This is a genomic window from Variovorax sp. V15 (genome assembly GCF_041154425.1).
In the GTDB taxonomy this organism is placed as follows: Bacteria; Pseudomonadota; Gammaproteobacteria; order Burkholderiales; family Burkholderiaceae_C; genus Variovorax; species Variovorax guangxiensis.
Genome location: NZ_AP028659.1, coordinates 1,546,608 through 1,573,554, shown reverse-complemented (window position 1 = coordinate 1,573,554; position 26,947 = coordinate 1,546,608). Strand labels below are relative to the sequence as shown.

General features: G+C 68.6%; 27 protein-coding genes. 16 read left to right on the top strand and 11 right to left on the bottom strand.

All coding sequences use genetic code 11. The annotated features are described in order from the left end of the window. The first annotated feature begins 12 nt into the window (after positions 1-12). The gene (locus ACAM57_RS07665) at positions 13-1,185 is read left to right on the top strand and encodes an acyltransferase family protein (protein WP_369661209.1); all 1,173 of its coding nucleotides are present in this window, start codon (positions 13-15) and stop codon (positions 1,183-1,185) included. Here ACAM57_RS07665 and ACAM57_RS07660 read toward each other — a convergent pair. Next, positions 1,121-2,473 (bottom strand): sensor histidine kinase, encoded by a 1,353-nt coding sequence (locus ACAM57_RS07660; protein WP_369661208.1) that lies wholly within the window; start codon positions 2,471-2,473, stop codon positions 1,121-1,123. The genes ACAM57_RS07665 and ACAM57_RS07660 overlap by 65 nt on opposite strands. Before the next feature lie 7 nt (positions 2,474-2,480). Further along, a complete protein-coding gene (locus ACAM57_RS07655) occupies positions 2,481-3,164 on the bottom strand; it encodes a response regulator (protein ID WP_369661207.1) in 684 nt (227 codons plus the stop codon). 192 nt (positions 3,165-3,356) lie between these two features. On the opposite strand from ACAM57_RS07655, the gene ACAM57_RS07650 reads away from it, so the two are divergent. Next, positions 3,357-3,989 carry a phosphatase PAP2 family protein gene (locus ACAM57_RS07650; RefSeq protein ID WP_369661206.1) on the top strand — a complete coding sequence of 211 codons (633 nt, stop codon included), beginning with the start codon at positions 3,357-3,359 and terminating at the stop codon, positions 3,987-3,989. Between the two features lie 4 nt (positions 3,990-3,993). Here ACAM57_RS07650 and lpxO read toward each other — a convergent pair whose 3' ends face one another. From lpxO to ACAM57_RS07635, 3 genes are all read right to left on the bottom strand, one after another. Then, the gene (gene lpxO / locus ACAM57_RS07645; protein ID WP_126023442.1) at positions 3,994-4,890 is read right to left on the bottom strand and encodes a lipid A hydroxylase LpxO; all 897 of its coding nucleotides are present in this window, start codon (positions 4,888-4,890) and stop codon (positions 3,994-3,996) included. Between the two features lie 111 nt (positions 4,891-5,001). After that, complete coding sequence (locus tag ACAM57_RS07640; protein WP_126023441.1) at positions 5,002-6,429, bottom strand: HAMP domain-containing sensor histidine kinase; 1,428 nt, start codon at positions 6,427-6,429, stop codon at positions 5,002-5,004. Beyond that, the gene (locus ACAM57_RS07635; protein ID WP_184641178.1) at positions 6,426-7,109 is read right to left on the bottom strand and encodes a response regulator; all 684 of its coding nucleotides are present in this window, start codon (positions 7,107-7,109) and stop codon (positions 6,426-6,428) included. The genes ACAM57_RS07640 and ACAM57_RS07635 overlap by 4 nt, the downstream gene beginning before the upstream one ends. Positions 7,110-7,340: 231 nt before the next feature. On the opposite strand from ACAM57_RS07635, the gene ACAM57_RS07630 reads away from it, so the two are divergent. Further along, complete coding sequence (locus ACAM57_RS07630) at positions 7,341-8,414, top strand: alpha/beta fold hydrolase (RefSeq protein WP_369661205.1); 1,074 nt, start codon at positions 7,341-7,343, stop codon at positions 8,412-8,414. 1 nt (position 8,415) lies between these two features. Here ACAM57_RS07630 and ACAM57_RS07625 read toward each other — a convergent pair whose 3' ends face one another. After that, entirely contained in the window at positions 8,416-9,318 is a 903-nt protein-coding gene (locus ACAM57_RS07625) for an NAD(P)-dependent oxidoreductase (RefSeq protein WP_369661204.1), read from the bottom strand. Positions 9,319-9,443: 125 nt separating this feature from the next. Here ACAM57_RS07625 and ACAM57_RS07620 point away from each other — a divergent pair, with 125 nt between their 5' ends. Continuing rightward, positions 9,444-9,797 (top strand): helix-turn-helix domain-containing protein, encoded by a 354-nt coding sequence (locus ACAM57_RS07620; RefSeq protein WP_176662848.1) that lies wholly within the window; start codon positions 9,444-9,446, stop codon positions 9,795-9,797. Between the two features lie 241 nt (positions 9,798-10,038). Here ACAM57_RS07620 and ACAM57_RS07615 read toward each other — a convergent pair whose 3' ends face one another. Genes ACAM57_RS07615 through ACAM57_RS07605 form a run of 3 tightly spaced genes read right to left on the bottom strand, consistent with a single transcriptional unit; the run spans position 10,039 to position 11,454 of the window. Continuing rightward, complete coding sequence (locus tag ACAM57_RS07615) at positions 10,039-10,440, bottom strand: OsmC family protein (protein WP_369661203.1); 402 nt, start codon at positions 10,438-10,440, stop codon at positions 10,039-10,041. Further along, a complete protein-coding gene (locus ACAM57_RS07610; protein ID WP_369661202.1) occupies positions 10,437-10,964 on the bottom strand; it encodes an N-acetyltransferase family protein in 528 nt (175 codons plus the stop codon). Before ACAM57_RS07610 ends, ACAM57_RS07615 begins: the two co-directional genes overlap by 4 nt. Positions 10,965-10,986: 22 nt before the next feature. Further along, positions 10,987-11,454, bottom strand: a complete 468-nt coding sequence (locus ACAM57_RS07605) for a winged helix-turn-helix transcriptional regulator (protein ID WP_126023436.1) — start codon at positions 11,452-11,454, stop codon at positions 10,987-10,989. Between the two features lie 128 nt (positions 11,455-11,582). Between ACAM57_RS07605 and ACAM57_RS07600 the strand changes: the two genes are divergently transcribed. Further along, a complete protein-coding gene (locus tag ACAM57_RS07600; RefSeq protein ID WP_369661201.1) occupies positions 11,583-12,884 on the top strand; it encodes a D-amino acid dehydrogenase in 1,302 nt (433 codons plus the stop codon). Positions 12,885-13,013: 129 nt separating this feature from the next. Here the strand turns inward: ACAM57_RS07600 and ACAM57_RS07595 are convergent, their stop codons facing one another. Further along, positions 13,014-14,099, bottom strand: a complete 1,086-nt coding sequence (locus ACAM57_RS07595) for a Rieske 2Fe-2S domain-containing protein (protein WP_369661200.1) — start codon at positions 14,097-14,099, stop codon at positions 13,014-13,016. Positions 14,100-14,446: 347 nt separating this feature from the next. On the opposite strand from ACAM57_RS07595, the gene ACAM57_RS07590 reads away from it, so the two are divergent. The 8 genes from ACAM57_RS07590 (at position 14,447) to ACAM57_RS07555 (ending at position 22,571) form a co-directional block, all read left to right on the top strand. After that, positions 14,447-15,487 carry an ABC transporter substrate-binding protein gene (locus tag ACAM57_RS07590; protein ID WP_369661199.1) on the top strand — a complete coding sequence of 347 codons (1,041 nt, stop codon included), beginning with the start codon at positions 14,447-14,449 and terminating at the stop codon, positions 15,485-15,487. Beyond that, positions 15,484-16,017, top strand: a complete 534-nt coding sequence (locus tag ACAM57_RS07585) for a nucleoside deaminase (RefSeq protein WP_184641168.1) — start codon at positions 15,484-15,486, stop codon at positions 16,015-16,017. Before ACAM57_RS07590 ends, ACAM57_RS07585 begins: the two co-directional genes overlap by 4 nt. Positions 16,018-16,153: 136 nt before the next feature. After that, on the top strand, positions 16,154-16,984 hold the full coding sequence (locus ACAM57_RS07580; RefSeq protein WP_369661198.1) for an urease accessory protein UreD: 831 nt from the start codon (positions 16,154-16,156) through the stop codon (positions 16,982-16,984). Between the two features lie 117 nt (positions 16,985-17,101). Then, entirely contained in the window at positions 17,102-18,004 is a 903-nt protein-coding gene (locus tag ACAM57_RS07575) for an iron-containing redox enzyme family protein (RefSeq protein ID WP_369661197.1), read from the top strand. Beyond that, positions 18,001-18,948 (top strand): methyltransferase, encoded by a 948-nt coding sequence (locus ACAM57_RS07570; protein ID WP_369661196.1) that lies wholly within the window; start codon positions 18,001-18,003, stop codon positions 18,946-18,948. Before ACAM57_RS07575 ends, ACAM57_RS07570 begins: the two co-directional genes overlap by 4 nt. Further along, a complete protein-coding gene (locus ACAM57_RS07565) occupies positions 18,948-20,045 on the top strand; it encodes a hypothetical protein (protein WP_369661195.1) in 1,098 nt (365 codons plus the stop codon). Before ACAM57_RS07570 ends, ACAM57_RS07565 begins: the two co-directional genes overlap by 1 nt. 14 nt (positions 20,046-20,059) lie before the next feature. Then, on the top strand, positions 20,060-20,878 hold the full coding sequence (locus ACAM57_RS07560) for a GNAT family N-acetyltransferase (RefSeq protein WP_369661194.1): 819 nt from the start codon (positions 20,060-20,062) through the stop codon (positions 20,876-20,878). A gap of 148 nt (positions 20,879-21,026) precedes the next feature. Continuing rightward, on the top strand, positions 21,027-22,571 hold the full coding sequence (locus tag ACAM57_RS07555) for a diguanylate cyclase (protein WP_369661193.1): 1,545 nt from the start codon (positions 21,027-21,029) through the stop codon (positions 22,569-22,571). Between the two features lie 5 nt (positions 22,572-22,576). Here ACAM57_RS07555 and ACAM57_RS07550 read toward each other — a convergent pair whose 3' ends face one another. Then, positions 22,577-23,455, bottom strand: coding sequence for a LysR substrate-binding domain-containing protein (locus tag ACAM57_RS07550; RefSeq protein ID WP_369661192.1), 879 nt, complete (start codon positions 23,453-23,455; stop codon positions 22,577-22,579). 108 nt (positions 23,456-23,563) lie between these two features. On the opposite strand from ACAM57_RS07550, the gene ACAM57_RS07545 reads away from it, so the two are divergent. From ACAM57_RS07545 to ACAM57_RS07535, 3 genes are all read left to right on the top strand, one after another. Next, the gene (locus ACAM57_RS07545; RefSeq protein ID WP_369661191.1) at positions 23,564-24,157 is read left to right on the top strand and encodes a hypothetical protein; all 594 of its coding nucleotides are present in this window, start codon (positions 23,564-23,566) and stop codon (positions 24,155-24,157) included. 87 nt (positions 24,158-24,244) lie between these two features. After that, complete coding sequence (locus tag ACAM57_RS07540; RefSeq protein ID WP_369661190.1) at positions 24,245-25,828, top strand: rhodanese-like domain-containing protein; 1,584 nt, start codon at positions 24,245-24,247, stop codon at positions 25,826-25,828. Between the two features lie 59 nt (positions 25,829-25,887). Continuing rightward, entirely contained in the window at positions 25,888-26,907 is a 1,020-nt protein-coding gene (locus ACAM57_RS07535) for a tripartite tricarboxylate transporter substrate binding protein (protein WP_126023422.1), read from the top strand. Positions 26,908-26,947: the final 40 nt, after the last annotated feature.

Below are 26,947 nucleotides of genomic sequence, written 5' to 3'. Positions count from 1 at the left end.
CAGAATCGCGCGATGGCTTCTTCCGCCCCCCTTCCTCGCATGACGCATGTGGACCTGCTGCGCGGATTGCTCGCGATCTTCGTGGTGCTGCTGCACGCCAACCTGCGCATTCCCTTCGCCCCCCCGGAGCTGAGCCAGTGGATGGGCTCCAGGGCCGGCGGCATCCTGTTTCGCAGCGGCTACTACGCGGTGATCGTGTTCTTCGTGGTCTCGGGCTACCTGATCACGAGCGCATCGATACGGCGCTGGGGCGATCTGTCACGCGTGCGGCCCGCGGCGTTCTGCCACCTTCGCGCGGCGCGCATCCTGCCGCCGCTGTTGCTGTTGCTCGCGGTGCTGTCGGTGCTGCACATCGCGAGCAGCGCATGGTTCGCGCTCGACACATCCAAGGTCTCGCTGTGGCGGGCACTGCTGGCGGCGCTGGGGCTGCACATCAACTGGCTGGAGGCGCAGGTCGGCTACCTGCCGGGGCCGTGGGGCGTGCTGTGGTCGCTGTCGGTGGAGGAGGTCTTCTATCTCTGCTTTCCGCTGGTGTGCGTGCTGTGCGGCAGCGAGCGGCGGCTGGCACTGCTGCTGATCGTGCCCATCGTGCTCGGGCCGCTGGCGCGCAGCGTCTTCAGCGACAACGAGCTTTGGCAGGACCATTCGTACCTCTCGGGCATGGACGGCATCGCCTTCGGCTGCCTCGCCGCCCTGCTCGCGCATCGCGTGCCGCGCGTACCGACCGCGGCTGCGCGGCGTGCAGTGCTGCTTGTGGGCATGACGCTGGGCGTGACGGTCTTCTGCTTCCGCAAAGAGGTCTACCAGCTGGGCTTCACGCGCTTCGGGCTGCAGGTGACGCTGCTCGAGCTGGGCGTCGCGCTGATGCTGGCCGCGGCGCACTGGCGTCCCTGGGCATGGTGCGCCAGTGCCGCTGTTGCTCCGCTGAGTTGGTTCGGGCGCAACAGCTACGAGGTCTATCTGAGCCACATGTTCGTGGTGATTCCCGGCGCATGGCTCTTCCAGTGGCTGGGTGCGTCGCCCTCGTGGATTCCGGTGTGGTTCGTCGCGGTGGTCGCAGCCTCGGGCCTGCTGGGACATCTCGTCGCCCGGTGCTTCTCGGAACCCTGCAACCGCGCGCTCAGAGGTCGAGGTTCAGCTCCAGCCGCATCTTCGCTCCACCCGATTCGCTGGACCCGATCGTGAGCTGCCCGCCGTGCAGGCGCGCGACCTCGGCCACCAGATGCAGGCCCAGCCCCGCGCCACGCCCGCGCGGCACCAGCCGGTGAAATGGCGCCACCACGCGCTCGCGATCGGCCTCGGGAATGCCGGGGCCGGAGTCGAGCACCTCGAAGCCCGAGGGCTCCCACAGCCGTACCTGGATGTCGCAGCCCTGTCCGCCATGCTCGATGGCGTTCTGGATCAGGTTGCTCAGCGCGCGCTCCAGCGAGGGCGCGTCGCCGCGCACCCACAGTGGCTTCGGCGCTTCCACCGACAGCGTGCAGCGGTTCATGATGGCCAGCGGCGCGATGTCGCCCGCCACGCGTTCGCACAGCGCCTTCAGGTCGACCTGCTGGCGGTCTTGCACCGCGACGTGGTCCAGTCGCTGCAGGTCGAGCAACTGCTCGGCCAGCGTCGCGAGCCGCGCCGAGGCCTGCAGGAGCTTAACCTTGAGCGGGCCGTCCTGCAGGCCTTCGAGATGGATCTGCAGCGTGGTGATGGGCGTGCGCAGCTCGTGCGCGGCGTCGGCCAGGAAGCGCTCCTGCCGGTCGTAGCCTTCGTTGAGCCGGTCGAAGGCGCGGTTCACGGCGTTGACCAGCGGGCGGATCTCGCTCGCCACATTGGCCAGCGGCAGCCGCGTGGTGCGTTCGTGCACGTCGATGCTCTCGGCATGCTCGGCCGTGGCCACCACGCCCTTGAGGCCGCGCTTCACGACGAAGGGCGTGGCCAGGATCACGCCGAGGCAGGTCACCAGCGCCATCGGCGCCACCAGGAAAAGGAAGGCGATGGCGGTGCCCTTGAGCGTGTTCTTCACGGTCAGGGGGCTGCCCGTCTGCGTCATCACAGCCACCAGGCCCGCGCGCGTTTCCACGCGATCGAAACGAGCCTTGGGCCGGGTGTTGTCGCTCTCGGGGTTGATGGCCATGCGCTCCATGCCGTCGAGCGAATCGAAGAGCCTGGCGTAGCTGGGCGGCACGTCGCCGTTGCGCAACTCCGCGCCATGGCTGTCACGCGCGATGAACCAGAAAGGAGGATCGGCCTCCCGCAGGCGCTGAACCTCCGGCGTGGGCTCGATCGCCAGTTTTCCGTCGGAGCCGCGCACCAGCGCGCGCTGGATGGCCGTGATGGTCTCCTGCCCGGTCTCGTCGACCACGCGGCCCAGCACCCAGGCCAGGCCGAGAAAGCCGCCCATCACCAGCGTGCCGACCACCACCTGCAGCAGGATCAGGCTCCAGATGAGCTGCCAGCGCAGCGAGAGCAGGCCTTGTCTCATGCGACCGTCATGCCGCCGGGCGGGCCGCGCAGATCAGGTAGCCCACGCCGCGGATGGCATGGATCTCGACCTGCGCGCCGGCCTTGTCGAGCTTGGAGCGCAGGCGAGACACGTGCGTGTCGAGCGCGTTCGACTGGATGTCGTCCGCATGGCCGTACACGCGGTCCTGCATGGCCTCGCGCAGCACGGTACGGCCACGGTGCTCCAGCAGCGCTTCCAGCACCAGCAGCTCACGGCGCGGCAGGGTGAGGCACTCTTCGCCGACATGGGCCTGCCGCGTGTGATGGTCGAAGCGCAGCTGCCCCAGCGTCATGACGAGGTTCGCACGCACCGCAGGGCGCCGCGCCAGCGCACGCACGCGCGCCATGAGCTCGTCCATGGAGAAGGGCTTGGCGAGATAGTCGTCCGCGCCGCCGTCGAGGCTCAGCACGCGCTCCGCCACATCGGTCATGGCTGTGAGTACCAGCACGGCGGCGGGAATGTCGTTCTGGCGCAGGAAGGCCACCAGCGAGAGGCCGTCGCCGTCGGGCAGGCCGCGGTCGAGCACGATCACGTCGTGCTGCGCTGACAGCGCCGCGTCTTCGGCTTCGCGCAGCGAGCCCGCCACGTCGACCACCGCCTGGTTCTGCCGCAGCGCCGAGGCCAGGGCTTGAGCCAGATCGACTTCGTCTTCGACGAGCAGGATTCGCATGGGAGTACGTAGAAAAGGGAGACCAGTGAGAGGCCTGGCAGAGGCCAGGGCCGGCCATTCTAGGAGAGGCCTTTTCTGCAACCGGCGCAATGTTCACGCAATGCAGTTGCATAAGCTGCAACGCCGATGACCCGTCGCGCCGCGCCCTCCTCACCCTTCCCCTCCTCGTGTCCGACACCCTGGTACGGGGCAGTGGGCCGTCGCATCGCCACGCACTGGGTGGCGAAGATGATCGGCACCACGGCGGGCATCACGGGCTTCTTCGCCCTCTACTTCTGGGTGATGCACAACCCGCCGACGCCGCCCACCGTGATGCCGCTCACCGCGCTCGACCACTGGGTGGGCGTGAGCGACGAGGCGATGCTCCTGTACGGCTCGCTGTGGTTCTACATCTCGCTGCCGTCCGCCTTCGCCAAGGACTGGGCCGAGTTGCGCGCCTGTGCGCGCGATGCCGCACTGATGGCGGGCATGGGCCTGGTGGTCTTCTGGTTCTTTCCGACGACGGTGCCGGCATTCGCGGTCGACTGGGCTCAATACCCGTCGCTGATGTTCCTCAAGAACGCCGACGCGGGCGGCAATGCCTTCCCGTCGTTGCACGTGGCCTTCGCCGTGTTCACCGCGGTGCTGCTGCAGCGTCAGCTTCGCGAGGTGCGCGCGCCGGCCTGGGTGCGCGTGCTCAATGTGCTGTGGGCCCTGGGAATCGTCTATTCGACACTGGCGACGCGCCAGCATGTGCTGCTCGACGTGCTCGGCGGCACGCTGCTGGCGGCCGTCGTGAGCCGGGCAGGCACCGCGCGCGCCCGGCTGGCATGGAACGAGGCCTGAGCCCTTACCAGAAGATCCAGAGCGCCAGGCCGCCGAAGATGGCCCACTTCACGAGGTAGTACACCCGCTTGTCCCAGGCCTTCAGGCGCTTGCCGACCACGCGGATCTGGTAGATGTACTTGAACGCGCGGTTGATGCCGCCGGTCTTGTCGCCGGCATCGTTGGGCGATGCGGCCGCGGCCAGGAGGTTCTTCGCGAACCAGCGGTTCACCGCGCTGGCCCAGCGGTACTTCAGCGGGCGCTCGATGTCGCAGAACAGGATCACGCGGTCGTGGTCGGTCGTGTTCTCGGCGTAGTGGATGTAGGTCTCGTCGAACACCACGGCCTCGCCGTCGCGCCAGTGGTAGCGCTGGCCGTCCACGTCGATGTAGCAGCCCTCGACGCCCGGCGTCCAGAGGCCCAGGTGGTAGCGCAGCGAACCGGCGAAGGGATCGCGGTGGCGCACGAGGCGGCTGCCCGGGGGCAGCTCGGCGAACATGGCGGCCTTGATGGTGCCGATGCCCTTCAGCAGCTCGGTGGTGCGCGGGCACAGCACGGCGGCCGAGGGGTGCGCATCGTCGTACCACTTCAGGTAGAAGCGCTTCCAGCCGCTCTTGAAGAAGGAGTTGAAGCCCACGTCGTTGAACTGGCTCGACGCCTTGATGCTGCCGCCGTTGCGCATGGCCAGCGCCTCCTCGCGGATCACTTCCCAGTTTTCCTCGAGCACGCGCATCTCGGGGAACTCGGCAGGCGACAGGTAGGGCGTACCCGGCACCTTCGAGAAAAGGTACATGAAGACGTTCAGCGGCGCCAGGAAGGTCGAGTGATCAGAGAGCTGCCTGAAGAAACGATGCCGTACCTGGCCGCGGAAATGAACGTAGAGCGCGCTGAGCGCGAAGATGGCAAGAATGACCCACTTCATGGGAAAGTGTCCTGTAAACAGCGCCGGGTAGTGTAATTCCTCGCCCCAATTCGGGGCTGACCACGCCCTTTATGCCCTTCGGCCCCTTTCGGCCATGCACCGGGGAAGGTTTCAGCTGCACAGCATGGGTTGCGGCGCATCGGCGGTAGCCAGCGGCAGGCGCACGGTGGCCAGCAGGCCGCCGCTCGCGGTTTCGCCCAGCGCCACCTCGCCGCCGTGCCGGTCGACCACCGACTTGACGATGGCCAGCCCCAGCCCGCTGCCGCTCTGGCTCTGGTCGGGGTTGCGGAAGAAACGGTCGAACACCCGCTCGCGCAGCGCGGCCGGCACGCCGGGGCCCTGGTCCGCCACCGTCAGCAGGGCCTGCTCGCCATCGCGCGACACATGCACGACCACCGTACCGTCGGGCGGGCTGTACTTGATGGCGTTGTTGATGAGGTTGTCGATCATCGAAACCAGGCTTTCGCGCTCGCCGAGCACCGGCACGCGGTCTTCGCAGACCAGCTCGAGCTCGATGTTGCGCGAGCTGGCCAGGCTCTCGATCATGGCCAGCCGGTCCTGCACCAGCGCGTCGAGCGACAGCATCACGGGCAGGGTGTTGTCCGAGACCGCGTCGCTGCGCATCAGCTGCAGCAGCTGCCCCACAAGGCGCGCCGCGCGGTCGTTGCTGCGCAGCAGGTTGCCCATGAGCTCGCGCTGGTGCTCGTCGGTGCTCTGCTCCTTCAGTGCCTCCACGTTCACGCGCATCGCGGCCAGCGGCGTCCGCAGCTCGTGCGCGGCGTCTGCGATCAGGCTGCGCTCGCGCGATGTGCTGTCGCGCACCCGCTGCAGCAGGCTGTTGATGCTCTGCACCAGCGGCTGCAGTTCCTTGTGCGGTGGGGTGTACGACAGCGGCGTGAGGTCGGCCGGCCCGCGCTCGGCGGTCTCCTGGCTCACGCGGCGCCAGGGCCGCAGCGCGAGGCGCACCGAAAGCCACGCGGGAAACACCAGGAAAGGCAGGCTGATGACCAGCGGCAGCAGGTAGTAGCCGCGATACATCACGGTGACGGTGAGCCGCCAGACGCTGGGCTCCGCCAGCATCACGCGGATGTCGGAGTCGGGCGAGGCGATCGTGCGCGCGCGCCATTCGCGGTTGCCCGCCTTCACGGTCTCGATGAGGTTCGGCGCGGTGTTGAGGATGACGGGCACGGCCGCCGTCGAGCGGTAGACCAGCCTGTCGCCCTGCCACACCTGCATGACTGGCGAGGTGTCGGAGGCCGCGTCGCCGTCGCCGATGGTTTCGAGCAGCGCGGCGTCGAAGGCGGCGAGCGTCTCCTGCTGCTTGTCGGGCCGGTCGGCGGTGTTCTTCGCGATGGAAATCACCGTCTGGAAGATCTTCTCGAACTTCAGCAGCTCGGGGTCTTCGTAGGAGTCGTACAGCAGAAGCGCGATGGCCATGGTCCACAGCAGGGCGACCACGCCCATCTGCGCAAGCAGCAGGCGCCGCATCAGGGAAGGTTGTTTCCAGTTCTTCCAGCGCTGCGCCAGCGCCTGAATCATTTCTGCGTGCTCCGCGCCAGCGATTGCACGTCGATCACGTAGCCGATGCCACGCACCGTGCGGATGTAGCCCTGGCCGATCTTCTTGCGCAGGTTGGAGATGTGCACCTCGAGCGAATTGCTGCCGTTGGCCTGGCCACCGGGCAGCACCTGCTCTTCCATCACGCGGCGCGTGACCACGCGGCCGGTGCGCTTGAGCAAGAGCGCCAGCAGGTCGAACTCGCAGCGCGAGAGCTCGACCGGCTCCCCATCGACGATCACGCCGCGCGTGGGCTCGTGCAGCGCCAGGCCGCGCATGCGGATGGTCTCGTCGTTGAAGCCGTAGCTGCGGCGCGCGAGCGCACGAACGCGCGACAGCAGCTCTGCCAGCGCGAAGGGCTTGACCAGGTAGTCGTCGGCGCCGTCGTCCAGGCTGCGCAGCCGGTCGTTGAGCGCGTCGCGCGCGCTGAGCACCAGCACCGGCAATATCTGGCGGTCGCGGCGCAGGCGGAACAGCAGGTCGAGCCCGTCGCCGTCGGGCAGGCCGAGGTCGAGCAGCACCATGTCGAAAGTGCCGCCCTCGAGCGTGCGCAGGGCGTCGTCGAGCCTGCGGACCCACACCACATCCATGCCTTGATTGGCCAGCGCGATGCGCACGCCATTGCCGAGGTCAAGGTCGTCCTCAACAAGCAAGAGATTCATGAGCCTCCACGTGAACTGAACACTCCGCTTCCGGAATGTGGCGGAAGTATCTGCCAGGCGCCAAGGCGGTACTTCAGGAAATCTTCATGAATGCCGAAGCAGGTCTTCAGGTGCGGCCGGGACACTGGAGCCATCCCCTGCACACGGAAACGGAACACCCAAGTGAATCGATTGCCCTCCCTGCCGGCACGTACTGTCCGAGCGGACCGCTACCGCCCACGGCGCCGTGACGTGCTCCATGCCATTGGCCTGACCGGCCTTGCGAGTCTCGCGGCCTGCGGTGGCGGCGGGCATGGTCATGGCGGCATCGGGGTTGGCGGCGTCGGCACCGGCGGTGGCGGCAAGCCCACGGTCATCGACCGCCGGGTAAAGGTGTCGGCCACACCCGAAGTTTCGCTGCAGGTGCGCGACTGGCAGCCGCCCGGCAGCAGCACAGGGCCTGTCATCGTGCTGCTGGCAGGACTCGGCGGCAATGCGCGCTACTTCGACAGTCTCGCTCCCGCGCTGGCCGCCAGGTCGCGCGTGATCGCGATCAGCCGGCGCGGCTACGGTCTTTCGAACAAGCCGATGCCGGTGAAGACCGCCACGCAGTTCTATGAGGTGGATACGCTGGTTGCCGACCTGAAGGCAGTGCTGGATGCTCTGGGCGTGCAGCGCGTGGTACTGGGAGGCCACTCGATTGCGGGCAACGAACTCACCCGCTTCGCGGGCCTTTACCCCGGCCGGACGCAGGGCCTGATCTATCTCGACACAACCTTCGACTACACCGTCGAAGGCGACAGCGGCGGAGAAAAGATTCCAGAGAACCCGCTGCTCGACGAGCCCAGGCCGACGCTGAAAGACGGCCGCTCGCTGCAGGCTGCCATTGCCTTCTTCCGGCGCAACTCGAAGAACTGGTGGCCTCCGCTGGAGGCGAACCTGCGCGATGCGGTCGACATCCATGGCGATGGCAGCGTGAGCCTCAACACCCCTGATGAAGTGGAGACCGCCATGCACGCTGCTTCCCGTTCCTATTCGCCCGACTACAAGGCCGTACGCGCGCCCTCGCTTGTCGTGACTGCCCTGCCTTCCGACAACCGCGACATGTTCCCATGGCTGGAATTGCCGCTGGATGCGAAGACGCAGAAAGACGCTGCCGACCACCTGCGCATCTTTCGCCGCGCGTCCATCACGAATTCGAACCAGCTCGTGGCAGCGCTCGACACGCCCAATCGCCTGACCCTGGACCACGCCAACCACGGCGACTTCATCATGGAGCGCGAAGCCGAAGTGCTGCGTGCGATCCAGTTCATGACATGGGCCTGAGCTATGCCTGCACGCCCTTCACGCGCAGCAGCTTGATCAGCGCCGCGAGTTCCTCGCCACCCAGGCCTGCCTCGTCCGCTCGCCGGAAGATGCCCGCCGCGAAGGCCGGAAACTCGGTATCGATGCCCGAGGTTTGCGCCGTTTCCAATATGCGTTTCGTCGCCTCGACCGAGATGCGTATCGGGCTCTGCGAGATGGCGAAGTCGCCCGACTGGATGACGGAGCCTTCGTGCTGAAGAAAGCCGGCGAAGGTCGGCATGATGCCCGCGACGATGCGGCCGTATTCGGCCACGTCGAAGCCTTCGTGCTCGGCGATGCGCGCACCGTGGATGAAGCCGAGCATCGTGCCGTAGATGGTGGAGAGCGTGGCGAGGTCCATGGCGGCCGCCGCGCTCGCGGCCTCGCCGAGGTAGACGATGCCGCCGGCCAGCGCCTCCAGCCACGGCCGCGCCTCGTCGTACGCGGAGCGCGCGCCCGATACCAGCAACGGCGTGTCGGGCTGGCCCATCTGGTCGGGCGCGGCCTGGATGGCGCCTTCGACGTACGCGGCACCGTGCGTGTGCGCCCAGGCTTGCGCGTCGCGCGCGTCCTGCGGGCTGCCGGTGGTCAGCTGCACAAGCAGGCGGCCGTCCATGGCGGCGGCCACGCCGTCCATCGCGAGGATGGCCTCGGCGGCGCGGTAGTCGTAGACGCACATCACGACCACACGCGCAGCGCGCACGGCCTCGCTCGCGCTGCGCGCCAGCACCGCGCCCTTGGCGACCAGCGCGCCGGCCTTGTCGGCGCTTCGGTTCCACACCGTGACCTTGTAGCCCTGGTCCAGGTAGATCTGCGCGATGGCTGCGCCCATGGCGCCCAGGCCCAGGACGCTGACTTCCTTGATGTCGCTGCTCTTGCTGCTCATGACGATTCGCTTGATGGTTGTGAAGATGGACGCATCGTAGAAATTGAGCTCCGATATGGTCAAGTACCTACAATTAAGTGAGGTACTTACCAAAATGTATGTATTACCTACTGATGGGGATGAAGATGAAATCCAGGAAACCCTACAACTGCGGCATCGGCCCGGCCTTCGACGTCATCGGCGGCAAGTGGAAGGCGGTGATCCTGTGGGAGTTGCATGTGCAGCCCCTGCGCTTCGGCGAGCTGAAGCGGGCGCTGCCCGACATCAGCGAGAAGATGCTGATCCAGCAGCTGCGCGAGATGGAGACCGACGGCATCGTCCACCGCGAGGTATTTCACGAAGTGCCGCCGCGCGTGGAGTACTCGGAAACGAAGCTGGGCGCCACGCTCAATGCCGCGCTCGCCCCGCTGGCCGACTGGGGTGACCGCTATGCCAAGCGCGTGGAAGCCGCGCGCACGCGGGCCGAGGCGGCAAAGTGACGACGACACGGGCGAAGACCGCGGCCGCGCTGCTTTCGCTTTGCGCGGCCCTGCTTGCTTCGCCGGGCATGGCACAGACGGCGTGCGCGCCCTCGCCCTCCTGGCTGGGTCGCCGATGCGCTCCGCGCCCGAAGCGGCCACAGCGGCGGCATCGAGGGCTTCACGAGCATCGTGGCCTGTGGGCGCGCTGCTGCGCGCGGTGCGCACCTATCGCGCGCTGCAGTGACCGGAAGGAGCGGTTTCAGTCCGCCCAGCCGGTCTCGATCTCGGTCTTCACCTCGGTCATGAGCTTGTGCACCGGGCACTTGCCGGCCACGCGCAGCAGTTCGTCGCGCTGCGCCTCGCTGAGGTTGCCGCTCAGGCGCAGGCCCGACTTGAGGCGGTAGACGCCCTTGCGCTCCTCGCTGTCGTCGCGATCGACCACCACTTCGATGTCTTCCACCGGAATGCCCTTGCGGCGCGCGTAGATCAGCACGGTGAGCGCCTTGCAGGCCGCAAGCGATGCGTCGTACAGGTCGTGCGGCTCCGGGCCGGCGTCGCTGCCGCCGCCTGCGGGCGAAGCATCGACCGGGATCTCGTGGTTGCGGATCTTCAGGATGTGGCGCGTGCCGGTGATGCCATCGCGGCGGATCGAGATGCTCATGGGTGTGTCCTCGGGGAGTGTGTTGGGGTAAGGGGAGAAAGCGTCTTCACGTACAGGATGGTCGTGAAACCGCTGTGCCATTCGAGATCGGGGTAACGGTCGGCTTCGCGGTAGCCGAGCGCGAGATAGAAGCCCTGGCTCTGCGTGTTGAAGGTGTCGGTCTCCAGGCGCGCCAGCGCCACGCCTTCGGTGCGCATGCCGTCCTCGGCGAAGGCCATCAGGGCCCGGGCGATGCCCTTGCGCTGGTGTGCGGCCGGCACATGCAGGGCATGCACGAAATCGTGCTCCCAGTGCACCATGCCCACCACCTCGCCGTCGATCTCGGCCACGAAGAAGGCCGGGCCCTTCTCGTCGATGTAGCCCACGGGCGCGCCGCTGTCGCGGTAGGCCTTCGCGGCCTCGGGCGTGAGCTGCGGCAGCCAGGTGCCGGCGAAGGTGTCGTCGAGGATGGCCTTCACCGCGTCGAAGTCGTCGAGGCGCCAGGGCCGGATGGTGACGTCCGGAACGTCGTTGTTCGTGCTCATTGGTTCGGCGATTCAGCGGTTATCAGCGGTCCACGGCCAGCATCAGCGTTTCCTTGATTTCCTCCATCACCACGTAGCTGTGCGACTCTGCAGCCACCGGCAGCTTCTTGAGGATGTCGCCCAGCAGGTGCCGGTATTCGCTCATGCCGCTCAGCCGCGCCTTCACGAGGTAGTCGAAGCTGCCCGACACCAGGTGGCATTCGAGCACCTCGGGCATGTGCAGCAGCTCCTTGCGGACCTTGTCGAACACGTCGCCCGACTTGGCCGAGAGCTTGATTTCCACGAACACAAGCAGCGTGCGGCCCAGCGCCTCGGGCGACACGTGGGCGTGATAGCCGGTGATGACGCCGTCGCGCTCCATGCGCTTCACGCGCTCGGCGCAGGGCGAGGCCGACAGGCCGATGCGCTCGGCCAGTTCGGTCATCGACATGCGCCCCTGGCGCTGCAGGACGTCGAGGATCTTGCGGTCTATGCGGTCGAGTTCGGGCATTTCACTCCGGGGGCGGCCTTGGAAGGTTCGCGGCAGTGTATTCCACTGCCGAATCGAGTAAATCAGTGGAATCCACTGCCTTGAGGACTTTAGATTCCATTCATTCCATTTGAATCGGCGAATACACCATGAAAGTCATCGTTCTCGGCGGCGGCGTGATCGGCACCACCACGGCCTACTACCTCGCCCGCTCGGGTGCCGAAGTCACCCTGCTCGACCGGCAGGCCGGCCCCGCCGAGGAAACCAGCTTCGGCAACGCCGGCCAGGTGTCTCCCGGCTACTCCACGCCGTGGGCCGCACCGGGCATTCCGCTGAAGGCGATCAAGTGGATGTTCAAGAAGCACGCGCCGCTGTCGATCCGCCCCGACGGCACGCTGTTTCAGCTGCGCTGGATGGCCGCCATGCTGCGCAACTGCTCGCCCGAGGCCTACGCGGTGAACAAGGAGCGCATGATGCGCGTGGCCGAATACAGCCGCGGCTGCCTGCAGCAGCTGCGCGCCGACACCGGCCTGCAGTACGAGCAGCGCACCGGCGGCACGCTGCAACTCTTCCGCACGCAGGCCCAGCTCGACGCGGTGCAGCGCGACATCGCGGTGCTCGAGGAATGCGGCGTTCCCTATGAACTGCTCGACCGCGACGCGCTCGCCCGTGTCGAGCCCGCGCTGGCCGGTGCGCGCGACCGGCTCACCGGCGGCCTGCGGCTGCCCAACGACGAAACCGGCGACTGCCACCTCTTCACCCGCGGCCTTGCCGAGATCGCACGCGGCCTGGGCGTGGACTTCCGCTTCGGCCAGACCATCGCCGCGCTCGAAACCGACGGCGGCCGCATCACCGGCGTGCGCACCACCGCCGGCAAGATCCTCACGGCCGACCGCTATGTGATGGCCTTCGGCAGCTACTCGCGCGCCGCCATCGCCTCGCTGGGCCTGGACATTCCGGTGTACCCGGTCAAGGGCTACTCGCTCACGGTACCGCTCGTCGACGAATCGCTCGCGCCGCAATCGACCGTGCTCGACGAGACCTACAAGGTGGCCGTCACGCGCTTCGACAACCGCATCCGCGTGGGCGGCATGGCCGAACTCGGCGGCTTCGACCTGCGCCTGAACCCTGCCCGCCGCGCCACGCTGGAGAAGGTCGTCACCGACCTGTTCCCGGGCGGCGACGTGCCGAACGCCACCTTCTGGACTGGCCTGCGCCCGATGACGCCCGACAGCACGCCCATCGTCGGCGGCACGCGCTACGCGAACCTGTTCCTCAACACCGGCCACGGCACCCTGGGCTGGACCATGGCCTGCGGCTCGGGCAAGCTCATCTCCGACATGGTGATGGGCCAGCGCCCCGAGATCCGCACCGATGGCCTGGCGATGGATCGCTACGAATCGGGCTCGTCGCGCGTCCAGCAACCGCGCCCTGCTTCAGTCACTGCCTGAGGAGGCGGGGCCAGAACGCAGAAGTCGCGAAAACCACGCAGAAATCGCAGAAGGAAAGCAATAATTCTTTTGATCCCTTCTGCGACTTCTGCGTAACTTTTGTCTTTCTTCTGCGTTCGGATCCCGAATTCAAGCAGCCTTCGCAATGGGAATCACGGCGTTCTCGTCCATCCCGCGATAGACCTCCGCCTCCCCGTGCTTCGCAAGCAGCTGCATCAGGTGCTTGCGGATCAGCATCCCGGGCCGGTCCGACTCCATCGAATACTCCACGCCGCGCCGGCGCGTGTCGACCAGCGCGTCGGGATCGGTCGATTCGAGGATGTCCTTGTCCTCGCGCGTGATCACCTCGTCGAAGTCGATCAGCATCTGCGCGGTGCAATCGGCCTCCGTGTCGTTGCGGAACAGCCACTGGCACAGCTGCATGCGGCCGTCGTCGATGGGCGTGAAGCAGTTGATGATGATGTGGCGCACGCCGCTCGGGTACTCGATGTCGAGCCGGCGCGAGAACGGCAGGAAGTACGCGTTGCGCATGTGGCGCGTGGTGATGGAGTCGGTCACGCCGCTGATCGCATGGAACTTCACCGGGTTGGTCGCCTCGATGATCGTCTCGGCGTAGAAGCCCGAGTCGTTCTCCACCAGCTCGTACTTGCTCGGCTTCGGGCTCGCGGCCACGCCGAAGGTGGCGCGGTGCACGAAGCTGAAGTGCGAATTGTCGAAGGAGTTCTCCAGCGCGCGCATCGGGCTGGTCTGCCACTCTTCGTAGAACTGGAAGATGGTGCGGTAGCCCGGGTCGTCGAACTCCGGAATCGAGGGGATGTCGGCGATGGGCTCTTCAAGAGCTACCCACGCGTAGCCGTAGCGGGCTGAGCAGCGGTAGGCCGTGGTGCGGTACTCGGGCGAGATCCTGCGGTCGGCCTCGTACTGCGGAATGCGGATGACCTGGCCGCTGCGGTCGTAAGTCCAGCCGTGGTAGCCGCACTGGATCGCGCCGGTGCCGCAGGCCTGGCCTTCGCCGTCCACGCACCAGCCCTTGGAGAGCCTCGCGGTGCGGTGGCAGCAGCGGTCGCGCAAGGCGGCGGGCTGGCCGTCGGCATCGATGAAGAGGACGATGTCTTCGCCCAGCAGCCTGAAGGGCTTCGGGCCGTTGGCGAGTTCGGTGAGCGGCATGACGGCATGCCAGAACTTGCGGAAGACGGGTTGACGGGTGACGAGCATGCGCGGACTCCTTCTGTGGTCGTGTGGGGACGAACTGAAAGAGCAATTTCCTGCCTGGACCCGGCGATGCCGGCGGCTGAACGCTTCTACTCTGCGCAAGCTGCCTTGCAAGTTGCGCGCCCGGATTGTGCGCGCGGCCGGCCACGCCACCAAGCCCCGGGCCCAATCCCGAGCAAAAGCCCTTGGCATGCCTCGTGCATCACCGCCCGCAAGAGTAGAAGCGTTCAGCAGCGCACGCACCACGACTGTGCGCCCGCCCGGAAATTGCTCTTGAAACGCCCGCCGCCTTTCTTCCTTCACCGGGAAAGGGCGACCGGATTCAAGACACGAAGCTTCCGAGGCCCCACATGCAACGTCGATCCTTCCTCGCGGCCACTACCGCAACCATCGCAGCCATCGCCGCCCCCGCCGTGCTTGCGCAGAACGGCAAGCTCACCCCGCTCAAGTTCACGCTCGACTTCCGCATCAACGGGCAGACCGCGCCCTTCTTCCTCGCGCTGGCCAAGGGCTACTACAAGGACGAAGGGCTGGACGTGAGCATCGACACCGGCGCCGGTTCGGTCGCCTCCATCACGCGCATCGCCAGCGGCGTCTACCAGCTGGGGCTGGGCGACATCAGCTCGCTGGTCGAGTTCAACGCGCAGAACCCCGGCACGCCGATGGTGCAGGCCGTCTACCAGTACTACAACCGCGCACCGTTCGCGATCATCGGCCGCAAGGACCGCGGCGTGACCGGCGACTTCAGGAGCCTCGCGGGCAAGAAGGTCGCGGCCGCCGCCGTCGAATCGACCCGCCGCGCCTGGCCGCTGGTGGCGCGCAGGCAGGGCATGCGCGCCGACGCCTTCCAGTGGCAGACCACCGACTTCAGCGCGCGCGACAACGTCATGGTGCGCGGCGACGTCGATGCCGCCACCTACTTCCACGACTCGGCCGTCTCGCTCTTCGCGCGCATGAAGCCCGAGGAACTCTCGGTGCTCAAGTACGCCGACGCGGGCGTGAACCTGTACGGCAACGCCATCCTCGCGGGCAGCAACCTCATCGCGCAGAACCCGAAGGTGGTGGCCGCCTTCCTGCGCGCGAGCAATCGCGCCATCGTCGAGACCTTCGCCAACCCGGCGCCCAGCATCGCCGCGATGCGGCAGCGCGAGCCCATCCTCGATGAGAAAATCGAACTCGAGCGCTGGGGCATCACCGCGCAGTACGTCGGCGCACCCGACACGCAGGGCCATGGCCTCGGCGACATCAGGAAGCTCACGCTGGAACAGCAGGTCGACGAGGTGGCCGAAGTCTTCGGCCTGAAGGTCAAGCCCGCGTCCGACGCCATCTTCAACACTTCGATGCTCCCATCGCGCAGCGAACGCACTCTTCCGAAATCCTCCAAGGCATGAACGATTCCATCGACAGCAACAGCATCGGCACCTTCTATCCGCCAGAGACCGCCCTCGACGAACGCGACGGCCGCTACCTGCGCAAGGCCATCGTGTGGTCGCACGCGGCGCGCCGCAGGGGCAACCGGCCCTTCGGCTGCGTGATCGTCTCGGCCGCCGGCGAAGTGCTCTCCGAGGCCGGCAACAGCAACACCGAGACCGGCGACTGCACCGCCCACGCCGAGGTCAACGCGCTGCGCGCGCTGGCCGGGCGCGGGCTCTCTCGCGAGGAACTGGCCGGCGCCACGCTCTACGCCTCGGGCGAGCCCTGCGTGATGTGCGCGGGCGCGATCTTCTGGTCGAACATCGGCCGCGTGGTGTTCGGCATCGACGCCGAGCGGCTGCGCGTGTTCCGCGGCGAGCGGCAGGACCAGCGCGACGCGGAGCTGTCGTGCCGCGATGTGTTCCGCGCCTCGCCGCATCCCATCGAGTGCATAGGCCCGGCTCTCATCGATGAAGCCAGCGCCGCGCACGACGGCGCCTGGAAATAGGACTCGCCCCCAGGCTGCGCGCACTTCGTGTCGCTTCGCCAACCCCCTTCCGGGGGCAACACCTGCGGCCCGGCAAAGCCGGTTCCGCGGTGTTCCACGAAAAATCCGCTCGGCTGGCACGCTCTAGACTCTCTCAATGCCCTGGCACGCCCGTCTCCATCTCTCCTACCAGCAGGAATCCGCCCGCACCGTCGCCCGCTTCCGCCATGACGGCCCGCTGCGCATCCTGCAGAGCCTTTATCCCGAGGGCGATGCCGTCTGCCACAACGTGCTGGTGCATCCGCCGGGCGGGCTGGTGGGCGGTGACACGCTCGACATCGACATCGAGGTCGCCGACGGCAGCCACGGGCTCATCACCACGCCCGGCGCCTCGCGCTTCTACCGCTCCGAGGGCGAGCTCGCGCTGCAGCGCACCCGCATCCGCCTTGCGGCAGGCGCGCGGCTCGAATGGCTGCCGCTCGAAGCCATCTGCTACAGCGGCTGCCAGGCCGAGAACCGGCTCGGCATAGAGGTCGAGCCCGGCGCCGAGCTGATCGGCTGGGACGTGACCGCGCTGGGCCTGCCCAACGCCGGCCAGCCCTTCGAGCGAGGCACCTATCTGCAGCACATCGAGGTGCCCGGCATCTGGCTGGAGCGCGGACGCATCGACGCGGCCGACCACCGGCTGCTGCAGAGCCCCATCGGCCTGGGCGGCCACCGCTGCATGGCGTCGCTCTTCTTCGTGGCGGGCTCGCCGGTGGCGCGCGTCCGGCGCGATGCCCTGCTCGCGCATGCGCGCACGCTGCTCGAGGCGAGCCCCCTGGCCGAGAGCGCCGGTGCCACCAGTCCGCATGCCGAGGTGGTGGTGCTGCGCGTGCTGGCGCCCGTGGTCGAGCCTGCGATGCAGCTGCTGCGGCAGGTCTGGCAGGCCTGGCGTGGCGAGCTGTGGCAGCTGCCTGCGGCCACGCCGCGCATCTGGTCGACCTGAAGCGGTTTCTCTGCGCGCACTGGCCACCAGGGCCGAATCTGTAGGCGCCGTCTGACGGACAGCCGCCGCGCAAAGGCGCACTCTGCCCCTTTGCCCAGCGGATGACGAGGATCGGCCATGTCCACTGACGACACCCCGGACGCCAGCGCAGACACCAGCACGCAGCTTCACCGCCGCCTGGCGCGGTTCAACGCCGTGCGGCTGAGGCCCGGCATTCCTTCGCCGTGGTGGAAGGACGAGCTCGCCGACGAGCACGCCTGCCGCCTGCTGGAAGGCGAGCACCTCGAAGCGCTGCGTGCCACCGTGCAGACGGCGGCATCGGCTTCCACCGGCAACGCGGCCCACTTCGTCGCCTGGTTCGAGTCGCTGGAGCAGAACGGGCCGGGCCAGCACCATCCGCTCTTCGACTGGCTGGCCGGCGAAGCCACGCTGGCGCAGATGCGATGGTTCCTCACGCAGGAGGCCGCGGGCGAAGCGGGCTTCGAGGACCTGCTGGCCTGCACGCAGGTCAAGCTGCCGCCGCAGCCCAAGCTGGAGTGCGCGCGCAATTTCTGGGACGAGATGGGGCACGGCAAGCAAAGCGCCATGCACAGCCAGATGCTGGAGCAGATGGTGCGCGAACTCGACCTGCATCCGGCCATCGACACCACCGTGTGGGAGTCGCTGGCGCTCGCCAACACCATGGTCGCGCTGGCGACCACCCGGCGCTACGCCTACCACTCCATCGGCGCGCTCGGCGTCATCGAGCTCACGGCCCCGGGGCGCGTGAAGCTGGTGGCCGCCGGCATGCGCCGCCTGGGCCTGAGCGGCCGCGCACGCGCCTATTTCGACCTGCACGCGGCGCTCGACGTGTCGCACTCGCGCGCATGGCTGCGCGAGGTGATCCGGCCGCTGGTCGAGGCCGATCCGTACTGCGGGCAGTTCATCGCCGAAGGCGCGCTGATGCGGCTGGCCTGCGGGGAGCGCTGCTTCGAGCGCTACAGCGCCGAACTGCGAGTGGCCGAGGAGCTGGCCGCATGATGAACGCGGCCGATGTGCTGCGGCAGGTGGCTGGCACAGGCTATCGCTTCACCACCGTCACGCCGCTCACCCACCAGCGCGTGCTCGCCCGGCGCGGGCGCGAGCCGGGCGCCACGCTGCGCGACATCTTCGGCTGGAACCTGTCGTTCGAGCCCCGCACGGTGCCGCCGGAACTGCTGGCCGCCATGGAGCATGCCGGCATCGTGCGTCGCACCGGTTCGCTGCTGCGCAGCACGGTGCGCATCGCCAGCCTGGGGGACGACCTGTTCCTTCACTCGGCCTACCCCACGGTCGAGGAAAACGCCGTGTTCTTCGGCCCCGACACCAGCCGCTTCGCGCGCTTCATCCGGCATGCGCTGGACCGGCATCAGGCGCAACGCAAGCCGCTGCGCGTGCTCGACGTGGGCTGCGGCAGCGGCGCGGGCGGCATCGCGGTGGCGCGCGCGCTGGCGGCCACGGGCACGCCCGCGACGATCGTGATGAACGACATCAACCCGCTCGCGCTGCAGTACACGGCCGTCAACGCGGAGGCGGCGGGCGTCGAGGTCGCGCTCGCGCAGGGCGATGCACTCTCGGCCGTCAAGGGCGACTTCGACCTCATCGTGTCGAACCCGCCCTACCTCGACGACGCCGCCCAGCGCGCCTACCGCCACGGCGGCGCGCGGCTCGGGCGGGCATTGAGCGCGCGCATCGCGGCCGAGTCGCTGAAGCGGCTGGCACCGGGCGGGCAGCTGCTGCTCTACACCGGCGTGGCGATGGTCGACGGCGAAGACCCCTTCCTCGCCGAGATACAGCCGCTGCTGGCGGCGCCCGCCTTCGAGTGGTCGTACGCCGAGATCGACCCCGACGTGTTCGGCGAGGAGCTGGAGCGGCCGGTGTACGCGCACATCGACCGCATCGCCGCCGTGGGCCTCGTCGCCACGCGCAGGCCGGAGGCCGGGTGATGGCCGCGGAACTGGAGCTTGGCGGCGCCGAAGCCTCGCGGCTGGCCGTGGTGCGCGAATGCAGCGTGCTGGAGCGCATGCCCAAGTGGCTCATCTGCGTGCCGCTGGTGGTGCAGTGGCTGTGGCTCTCGCTGCGCCATGGCGGCGCCACCGTGCCCTGCGCGGCGAATCCGCACATCACTTCGGGCGGCATGGCGGGCGAAGGCAAGCTCGAATACTTCCGGGGCATGGGGCCGCTGGCGCGCTCGGTCACGGCCGACTACTGCGCGGTGTTCAACGACGACACGGCGACGGAGGATTCGCTGCGGCAAACCATCGCCGCGGAGGGCCTTTGCTTCCCGCTTGTCGCCAAGCCCGACCTCGGCCTGTGCGGCTACGGCGTGCGCCTGCTGCCGGACATGGCTGCCCTGCTGGCGTACCTGGCGGTCTTTCCTCATGGCGAGACGGTCGTGCTGCAGCGCTACCTGCCGCAGGAGGGCGAGGCCGGCATCTTCTACGCGCGCGATCCGGTCACCGGCGAAGGCCGCATCGTCGGGCTGGCGCTGCGCTACTTTCCTCGCGTGACGGGCGACGGCCGCAGCACGGTGGCCCAGCTCGTGGCGGCCGACGTGCGGGCGCGCCGCATCGCGCGCTCGCCGCGACACGAATGCAGCGTACCGTTCGGCAGCGTGCCGGCAGCCGGGCAGCAGGTGCGGCTCGCCACCATCGGCTCCACCCGCGTCGGAGGGCTCTACCGCGACGCCGCGGCGCTCATCACCGCCGAACTGGTGCGCGCCGTCGACGCCGTCGCGCGCGACATGCCCGACTTCCGCTTCGGCCGCTTCGACGTGCGCTACGAGAGCCTGCGCGAACTCGCCGCCGGGCGCGGCTTCACGATCATGGAAGTCAACGGCGCGGGCTCCGAGGCCATCGAGGCCTGGGACCCGGACATCGGCGTGATCCAGGGCTTGCGCATGGTCTTCGCCAAGCAGCGGCTGCTGTTCGCCATTGGCGCGGCGCAGCGCAAGGCCGGCGTGCGGCCCATCGGCCTGCTCGCGCTCGCACGGCTCAACCGGCGGCAGAACCGCCTGGTCGGCCGCTATCCACCCTCCAACTGAGTGGCCACACGCACATGGACATCGCCTCTTCGCAAGCCCGGCCCGACCGTTCGTTCACTTCGCCCGCCGCCATGCCCGCGCTGGAAACCCGCTGGGCCGACTGCGAGGACGATGTGCGCGACGCCCAGCGCCTGCGCTTCCGGGTGTTCGCACTGGAGATGGGCGCGCACCTCACGCCGCCTGAAGGCACCCCGCCCGGCCTCGACGCCGACCGCTTCGACAGCTACTGCGACCACCTGCTGGTGCGCTCGGTCGACCCGGTGAACGGGCCCGGCCCGCTCATCGGCACCTACCGCGTGCTCACACCGGAAGCCGCGCGCCGGGCCGGCGGCTTCTACACCGACACCGAGTTCGACCTCTCCCCGCTCGCCCCGCTGCGCGGCAACGCGCTGGAGCTGGGCCGCTCCTGCGTGGACGCCGACTGGCGCTCGGGCAGCGTCATCATGGCGCTGTGGGCCGCGCTGGGGCAGTACATGGTCGACCACGCGCTCGACACCATGATCGGCTGCGCCAGCATCGGCCTGGACGACCAGGGCGCGAGCGCCGCGCGGCTGTGGCACCGGCTGTGCCGTACCCACCTGGTGGAAGAGCGCTGGCGCGTGGAGCCGCGCATCGCGCTGCCGCTGGACGCCGAGCCCGACAGCGATGCCGACAGCGACACGCCGCCGCCGGCCGCTCCGCCGCTCATCAAGGGCTACCTGCGCTGCGGCGCGCGCCTGCTCGGGCCACCCGCGCTCGACGTCGCCTTCAACACGGCCGACTTGCCGCTGATGCTGCGGGTGGACGACGTGGCACCGCGCTACCGGCAGCATTTCTTCGGCATGGCGAGCTGAATCCGGCCGACGGACAAAGGCGGAAGGAGGCCCAAAGAAGGGCCTGGGCAGCGCTTCGGATACAGTCCCGCACCTACCCGCCTCCAGACCCGACGCCAGAGTGAATCTCCGAAAATCCGCAAACAGCCTGGTTTTCCGTCTGCTCGTCATGGGTCTGGTGATGGCGGTCGTGGGCACCGCCGCCAGCTACATCCAGCTCACCCGCTTCCTGCGCGAGGACCTCACCAGGTCGGTGGCGACGCAGCAGACGGCGCTGGCCACCTACGTGGCCCGCGACGTCGACAACTACCTGGGCGAGCGGCTGTCGTTTCTGGAGCGGCTGGCGGGCGCCGTGCCGCCCGAACTCCTGGCGCAGCCCGGGCAGCTGCGGGCATGGCTCGCCGAACGCAGCACGCTGAGCGCCCTCGTCCCCCTCGGACTGACAGTCGCCGACACCGGCGGCAAGCGGCTCGACGATGCCGGACAGCTGGTCACGGACAGTCCGGAATTCACCGCCGCGCTCGCCGGGCAGCGCGCGGTGGGCCGTCCTCACGCCACGCCCTCGGGGCACTCGGCGCTGCCCATGGCCGTGCCCCTGCGCAACGGCGCCGGCCAGGTTGTCGCGGTGCTGCAGGGCACCGCCGACCTCACGGCCGACGGCCTGCTCGACCATCTGCAGGATGGGCGGGTGGGCCAGTCCGGCGGCATTCTCGTGATCTCGCCACGCGACCGGCTCTTCGTCGCTTCCACGGACGTATCGATGTCCCTCAAGCCCACGCCGCCGGATGGCGTGAACCTGCTGCACGATCGCGCCATGGCGGGCTTTCGCGGCAGCGGGACGACGCGCAACGCCAAGGGCATCGACGAAATCTCCGCCATCGCCTCGGTGCCGACGAGCGGCTGGTTCGTGGTGGCGCGGCTGCCCGTCGCGGAGGCGCTGGCGCCGGTGGGGCGGATGCAGTCCTTCATCCTGGCGCAGCGCGGGCCCGCGGTGTCGGCGGTGCTCATCGTGCTGGGCCTGGTCATGGCCTGGCTGCTGCGACCGCTGTTCCGCGCCGCCGACCAGGCCGACCGCATGACCCGCGGCGAACTCCCGCTCGCGCCGCTGAAGGTGGTGCGCGACGACGAGATCGGCCATCTCACGCAGGCCTTCAACCGCCTGCTGGCCAAGCTGCTCGACAACCAGGAGGCGCTGGAGCGCCTAGCCCACCACGACACGCTCACCGGCCTGCCCAACCGCAAGCTGCTGGACGACCGGCTGCAGCAGGCGCTGGCCCACGCCGGGCGGCAGGGGCACATGGTGGCGGTGCTGTATCTCGACCTCGACGGCTTCAAGAGCCTCAACGACACCTTCGGCCACGAGGCCGGCGACAGGGCCTTGCAGGAAATCGCGCGCCGGCTGCAGGAACTGGTGCGGCAGACGGACACGGTGGCCCGCATCGGCGGCGACGAATTCGTGCTGCTCGCCACCGGCCTCAAGGAGCCCGCCGAACAGGGCGCGCTGGCGCTGGCGCAGCGGTGCATCGACGCGATCACCGAGCCGCTGCCGCAGGAGCAGGCCGGCATGGCGATCGGCGTGTCGATAGGCATCGCGCTGGGCAACGGGAGCGAGGCGCCGCGCGACCTGCTCGCCGCGGCCGACAAGGCCATGTACCGTGCCAAGCAGGGCGGGCGCGGCAGCTATGCGATGACGAGCGCGGCCACCGAGGGTTGATCGAGCTACGCCGGCATGTCCGTGCGCGGCAGCCGCAGCTGCTTCTTCAGCGTCTCGAACACCTGCCGCGTGACCGGGTTCACCACGTGGCTGCGCACGTAGAGGTAGTAGGCCAGGTCGGGCAGCCTCGGCATGCCGTCGCCGGCGCCGAGAACGCGCAAGCCGGCGTCGAGTTGCTCCACGCCGCGCGCCGTCACGCCCAGCCCGGCGCGCAGCGCGGCCTTGATGCCGATCAGGCTCGACGATGTGTAGCGCGGCGTCCAGGCCACGCCCGCGGTGTCGAGCGCCTCGTGGCCGATGCGGCGGAAGATGCTGGGCCCGTCGGCCATGATGAGCGGCACCGGCTTGGCCGGGTCGTGCACGTAGCTTGCGGCGCACAGCCACACGGTGGGCGAGTTGCGCAGCACCACGCCTTCGAACTGCGACTGCGCGTCGGCGCGGTTGGAGATGATCATGTCGACCTCGCCGCTCTTGAGCGAAGTCATCAGGTAGGGGCTGCGGCCGATGTGGATGTCTAGCTGCAGCAGCGGCGATGTGCGCGCCACCTCGGCCAGCAGCAGCGGCAGCATGGTCTCGGCAACGTCGTGCGGCGCGCCGATGCGCAGGTTGCCTTCGAGCTGCCCCTGCCGCAGGCTGCGCAGCGCCTCGTCGTTCAGCGCCAGCATGTGGTGCGCGTAGGTCAGCAGCTTCTCGCCGTGCTCCGTCAGCCGCTTCTGCCGCCCCTGCTTGGCGAAGAGCGGGTGGCCGATCTGCTCCTCTAGCCGCTGCATCTGCTGCGTGATCGCCGACTGCGTGCGCCCCAGGTGCACCGCCGCCGCCGCGAAGCTGTGATGGCTGACGACGGCCGCGAAGGAGCGCAGCAGTTCGAGATCGAGCGTGGGCATGTATTAATTTTATTGAAGTGTTTCCTGCGCCAGCTGGATTGTTGCGTCACGCCCCCGTCACTACAGTGGACGCACATCGAACAGGTAACCCCACTGGAGAAAGACCGAATGAGCAGCACCCCGTCCGAGCAACGCAGCCAGGCCGTCGAGGCGTCCATCGCCACCATGAAGAAGGCCATCGGCGGCGGCGAGCCCACCCGCGAGAAGCTCGCCGTGGTGCTCGACGCGCTGCAGGGCCTGGCCGCGCGCACCGCGTACTGGGGCGCCGCCGACTTTCCGCCGCCCGAGGCCGGCGAGCACCAGGCCCGCTACCTGATCGCCGAAGACGCCGACCAGAGCTACGCGCTCTACCTGAACGTGATGCGCCCGGGCAAGAAGATCGTGCCGCACAACCACACCACCTGGGCCTGCATCGCGGCGGTGGAAGGCACCGAGCACAACCGCGTCTACGAGCGCACCGACGACGGCAGCGTGCCGGGCGTGGGCAAACTCGAGCAGACGGAGCTGGTCGTCGTCGCGCCCGGCAAGGGCATCGCGCTGATGCCCGAGGACATCCACTCGGTGGAGATCCAGGGCGAGCAGGTGATCCGCCACCTGCACATGTACGGCCGCGCACTCGAAACGCTGAACAGCCGCACCGCCTACGACCTGGAAGCGGGCACGTACCAGACCATGGGCATCGGCGTGAAGACGCGCCGTTAGCCGCTCTTCCTTTCACCCTTTCCCGTTCTTCATGCGGGCCGCACTGGCGGCCTCGCAGGACTTCATTCGTCCCAACGACTCGCTCTCATGACTCTCTTCATCGACCCGAAGACCCTCAAATCCTGGCTGCACGACGGCGGCGAGATCGCGCTGCTCGACGTGCGCGAGCACGGCCAGTACGGCGAGGCACACCTGTTCTACGGCATTCCCCTGCCCTTCAGCCGGCTGGAGATCGACGCGCCGCGCCTCGTGCCGCGACGCGGCGTGCGCACGGTGGTCTACGACGAGGGCGACGGCGGCGAGGTCGCCGAGCGCGCCGCGGCACGGCTCGCCGCGCTGGGCTACACCGACGTGCACGTGCTGCAGGGCGGCGCCCGCGCATGGAAGGCCGCGGGCTACGTGCTCTTCGCGGGCGTCAACCTGCCTTCGAAGACCTTCGGCGAACTGGCCGAGGAGGTCTATCACACGCCGCGCGTCAGCGCCGACCAGCTGGCCGACATGCTGGCGCGCAAGGACAAGGTGGTGGTGCTCGACGGCCGCCCCACCGGCGAGTTCCGCAAGATGAACATCCCCGGCGCCACCTGCTGCCCCAACGGCGAGCTCGCCTACCGCGTGCGCCGGCTGGTGCCCGACACCACCACGCCCATCGTCATCAACTGCGCGGGCCGCACGCGCAGCATCATCGGCGCGCAGACGCTCATCAACCTCGGGCTGCCCAACCCGGTGTATGCACTGGAGAACGGCACGCAGGGCTGGTACCTCAACGACCACAAGCTGGAGCACGGCGGCACGCAGCGCTATGCCGACGACAGCGGCAACACCGACCTGCGCCCCGCCGCCAAGGCGCTCGCAGCGCGCTTCGACGTTCCCAGCGTGAACGCGCAGACCGTGCGCCAATGGGCCGACGACGCCAGCCGCAGCCTCTTCCTCTGCGACGTGCGCACGCCGGAGGAATTCGCCGCCGGCACCCTGCCCGGCGCGCAGCACACGCCCGGCGGCCAGCTGATGCAGGCCGGCGACCAGTATTTCGGCGTGCGCGGCGCGCGGCTGGTGCTGTTCGACAGCGACGGCGTTCGCGCGCCCACCATCGCGAGCTGGCTGCGGCAGATGGGGCACGACGCGAGCGTGCTCGAAGGCGGGCTGGCGAGCGGGCTGGCTCTCACGCCGGCTGAGGCGCCTGCCGCACCCGCGCTCGACACCATCGACGCGAAGACGCTCGCAGCGCGCATCGAGCGCAACGACGTGGCCGTGATCGACCTGCGCGGCAGCATGCAGTTTCGCGCCGGCCACATCGCGCAGGCGCGCTGGTCGATCCGCCCGCGCCTCGCCGCCGACCTCAAAGGCGAGCCCCGCCAGCTCGTGCTGGTTGCCGGCGACGCGGCGCTCGCCGCATGGGCAGCCTCCTGCGAACTCGCCGGCGTCTCGCCCGCCCCGCTGCTGCTGTCCGGCGGCATGGCTGCCTGGAGCGCCGCAGGCCTGCCCGTGAAGGCCACGCCCGCGCTGCCCGCCGACGCGGACTGCATCGACTACCTGTTCTTCGTGCACGACCGCCACGACGGCAACAAGGAGGCCGCGCGCCGCTATCTCGCATGGGAGACCGGCCTCGTCGCGCAGCTCGACGCGCAGGAGCGCGCGGCCTTCCGGCTGCCGGGCACCGCATCGCACGCCTGAGCCCTCATTGGTCCCGCTTTCTGTTCGTCCTTGTCAGTTCCTATTCCAGGAGTTCCGTCATGTCGTTCGCCAGCCGCATCCCGCACATCGCCCATATCGCCAGACTTGCCGCCGCAGCCGCCTGGCTCGCGGCGCTCGCACTCCAGCCAGCCACCGCCGAGCCGATGGCGCCGCGCAACGGCTTCCCGTCGCAGCCGGTGAAGTTCATCTCGCCCTTCCCGCCGGGCGGCGGCAACGACGCGACGGCGCGACTGGTCACCACCAAGCTGCCGGAGATCATGGGACAGGCCGCCCTGGTCGACAACCGCGGCGGCGCGGGCGGCAACATCGGCGCCAAGGCAGTGGCCGACGCCAAGCCCGACGGCTACACCGTGCTCACTTCGCAGGTGTCGATCATGGCCGTGAACCCCTCGCTGTATGCCTCGCCGGGCTTCGACCCGATCAAGAACTTCGTGCCCATCACGCAGATCAACGCCGCGCCGCTCGCGCTGGTGGTGGAGGCCAACTCGCCCCTCAAGAGCTTCGCCGACCTCGCCGCCAAGGCCAAGGCAAGCCCCGGCAAAGTGACTTACGCGACGCCGGGCAACGGCACGCTGTCGCACCTGGTGGGCGTGGTGCTCGCCAAGGACAACGGCGTGGAAATGACGCACGTGCCCTACAAGGGCGCCGGGCCGGCACTGACCGACCTGATCGGCGGACAGGTGGACGTGATGGTGACATCCACCGCGTCGGTGGCGGGCATGGTGCAAGGCGGCAAGCTGCGCGTGCTGGCCGTGACCAGCCCGCGCCGCATCGGCGTGTTCGCCAAGGTGCCCACGCTGGAAGAGCTGGGCTATGCCGGCGCGCGCTTCGAGGACTGGTATGGCTTCTTCGCCCCCGCCGGCACGCCGCCGGAGCGCGTGGCCTTCCTCAACGAAGCCATCGTGCGCACCCTGCGCCTGCCCGAGGTGACAAAGCTCGTCACCGACGGCGGCAGCGAAGTGGTGGCCAGCACGCCCGATGCTTTTGCTGCGCAGCTGAAGCAGGACATCGAGCGCTGGTCGCGCATCGTCAAGCTTTCGGGTGCGCGCGCCGACTGATTGAAGCAACATAGCGGCCCCTGCCCCCCTCCCCGCAGAA

Coding starts and splice junctions, on each gene's coding strand:
- ACAM57_RS07555 (WP_369661193.1), top strand. CDS start 21,027: ATGGGTCTGGTGATGGCGGTCGTGGGCACCGCCGCCAGCTACATCCAG.
- ACAM57_RS07660 (WP_369661208.1), bottom strand. CDS start 2,473: ATGAGACAAGGCCTGCTCTCGCTGCGCTGGCAGCTCATCTGGAGCCTG.
- ACAM57_RS07565 (WP_369661195.1), top strand. CDS start 18,948: ATGGCCGCGGAACTGGAGCTTGGCGGCGCCGAAGCCTCGCGGCTGGCC.
- ACAM57_RS07550 (WP_369661192.1), bottom strand. CDS start 23,455: ATGCCCACGCTCGATCTCGAACTGCTGCGCTCCTTCGCGGCCGTCGTC.
- ACAM57_RS07585 (WP_184641168.1), top strand. CDS start 15,484: ATGAACGATTCCATCGACAGCAACAGCATCGGCACCTTCTATCCGCCA.
- ACAM57_RS07570 (WP_369661196.1), top strand. CDS start 18,001: ATGATGAACGCGGCCGATGTGCTGCGGCAGGTGGCTGGCACAGGCTAT.
- ACAM57_RS07580 (WP_369661198.1), top strand. CDS start 16,154: ATGCCCTGGCACGCCCGTCTCCATCTCTCCTACCAGCAGGAATCCGCC.
- ACAM57_RS07640 (WP_126023441.1), bottom strand. CDS start 6,429: ATGATTCAGGCGCTGGCGCAGCGCTGGAAGAACTGGAAACAACCTTCC.
- ACAM57_RS07655 (WP_369661207.1), bottom strand. CDS start 3,164: ATGCGAATCCTGCTCGTCGAAGACGAAGTCGATCTGGCTCAAGCCCTG.
- ACAM57_RS07635 (WP_184641178.1), bottom strand. CDS start 7,109: ATGAATCTCTTGCTTGTTGAGGACGACCTTGACCTCGGCAATGGCGTG.
- ACAM57_RS07600 (WP_369661201.1), top strand. CDS start 11,583: ATGAAAGTCATCGTTCTCGGCGGCGGCGTGATCGGCACCACCACGGCC.
- ACAM57_RS07590 (WP_369661199.1), top strand. CDS start 14,447: ATGCAACGTCGATCCTTCCTCGCGGCCACTACCGCAACCATCGCAGCC.
- ACAM57_RS07610 (WP_369661202.1), bottom strand. CDS start 10,964: ATGAGCACGAACAACGACGTTCCGGACGTCACCATCCGGCCCTGGCGC.
- ACAM57_RS07575 (WP_369661197.1), top strand. CDS start 17,102: ATGTCCACTGACGACACCCCGGACGCCAGCGCAGACACCAGCACGCAG.
- ACAM57_RS07560 (WP_369661194.1), top strand. CDS start 20,060: ATGGACATCGCCTCTTCGCAAGCCCGGCCCGACCGTTCGTTCACTTCG.
- ACAM57_RS07535 (WP_126023422.1), top strand. CDS start 25,888: ATGTCGTTCGCCAGCCGCATCCCGCACATCGCCCATATCGCCAGACTT.
- ACAM57_RS07620 (WP_176662848.1), top strand. CDS start 9,444: ATGAAATCCAGGAAACCCTACAACTGCGGCATCGGCCCGGCCTTCGAC.
- lpxO (WP_126023442.1), bottom strand. CDS start 4,890: ATGAAGTGGGTCATTCTTGCCATCTTCGCGCTCAGCGCGCTCTACGTT.
- ACAM57_RS07665 (WP_369661209.1), top strand. CDS start 13: ATGGCTTCTTCCGCCCCCCTTCCTCGCATGACGCATGTGGACCTGCTG.
- ACAM57_RS07595 (WP_369661200.1), bottom strand. CDS start 14,099: ATGCTCGTCACCCGTCAACCCGTCTTCCGCAAGTTCTGGCATGCCGTC.
- ACAM57_RS07625 (WP_369661204.1), bottom strand. CDS start 9,318: ATGAGCAGCAAGAGCAGCGACATCAAGGAAGTCAGCGTCCTGGGCCTG.
- ACAM57_RS07615 (WP_369661203.1), bottom strand. CDS start 10,440: ATGAGCATCTCGATCCGCCGCGATGGCATCACCGGCACGCGCCACATC.
- ACAM57_RS07605 (WP_126023436.1), bottom strand. CDS start 11,454: ATGCCCGAACTCGACCGCATAGACCGCAAGATCCTCGACGTCCTGCAG.
- ACAM57_RS07545 (WP_369661191.1), top strand. CDS start 23,564: ATGAGCAGCACCCCGTCCGAGCAACGCAGCCAGGCCGTCGAGGCGTCC.
- ACAM57_RS07540 (WP_369661190.1), top strand. CDS start 24,245: ATGACTCTCTTCATCGACCCGAAGACCCTCAAATCCTGGCTGCACGAC.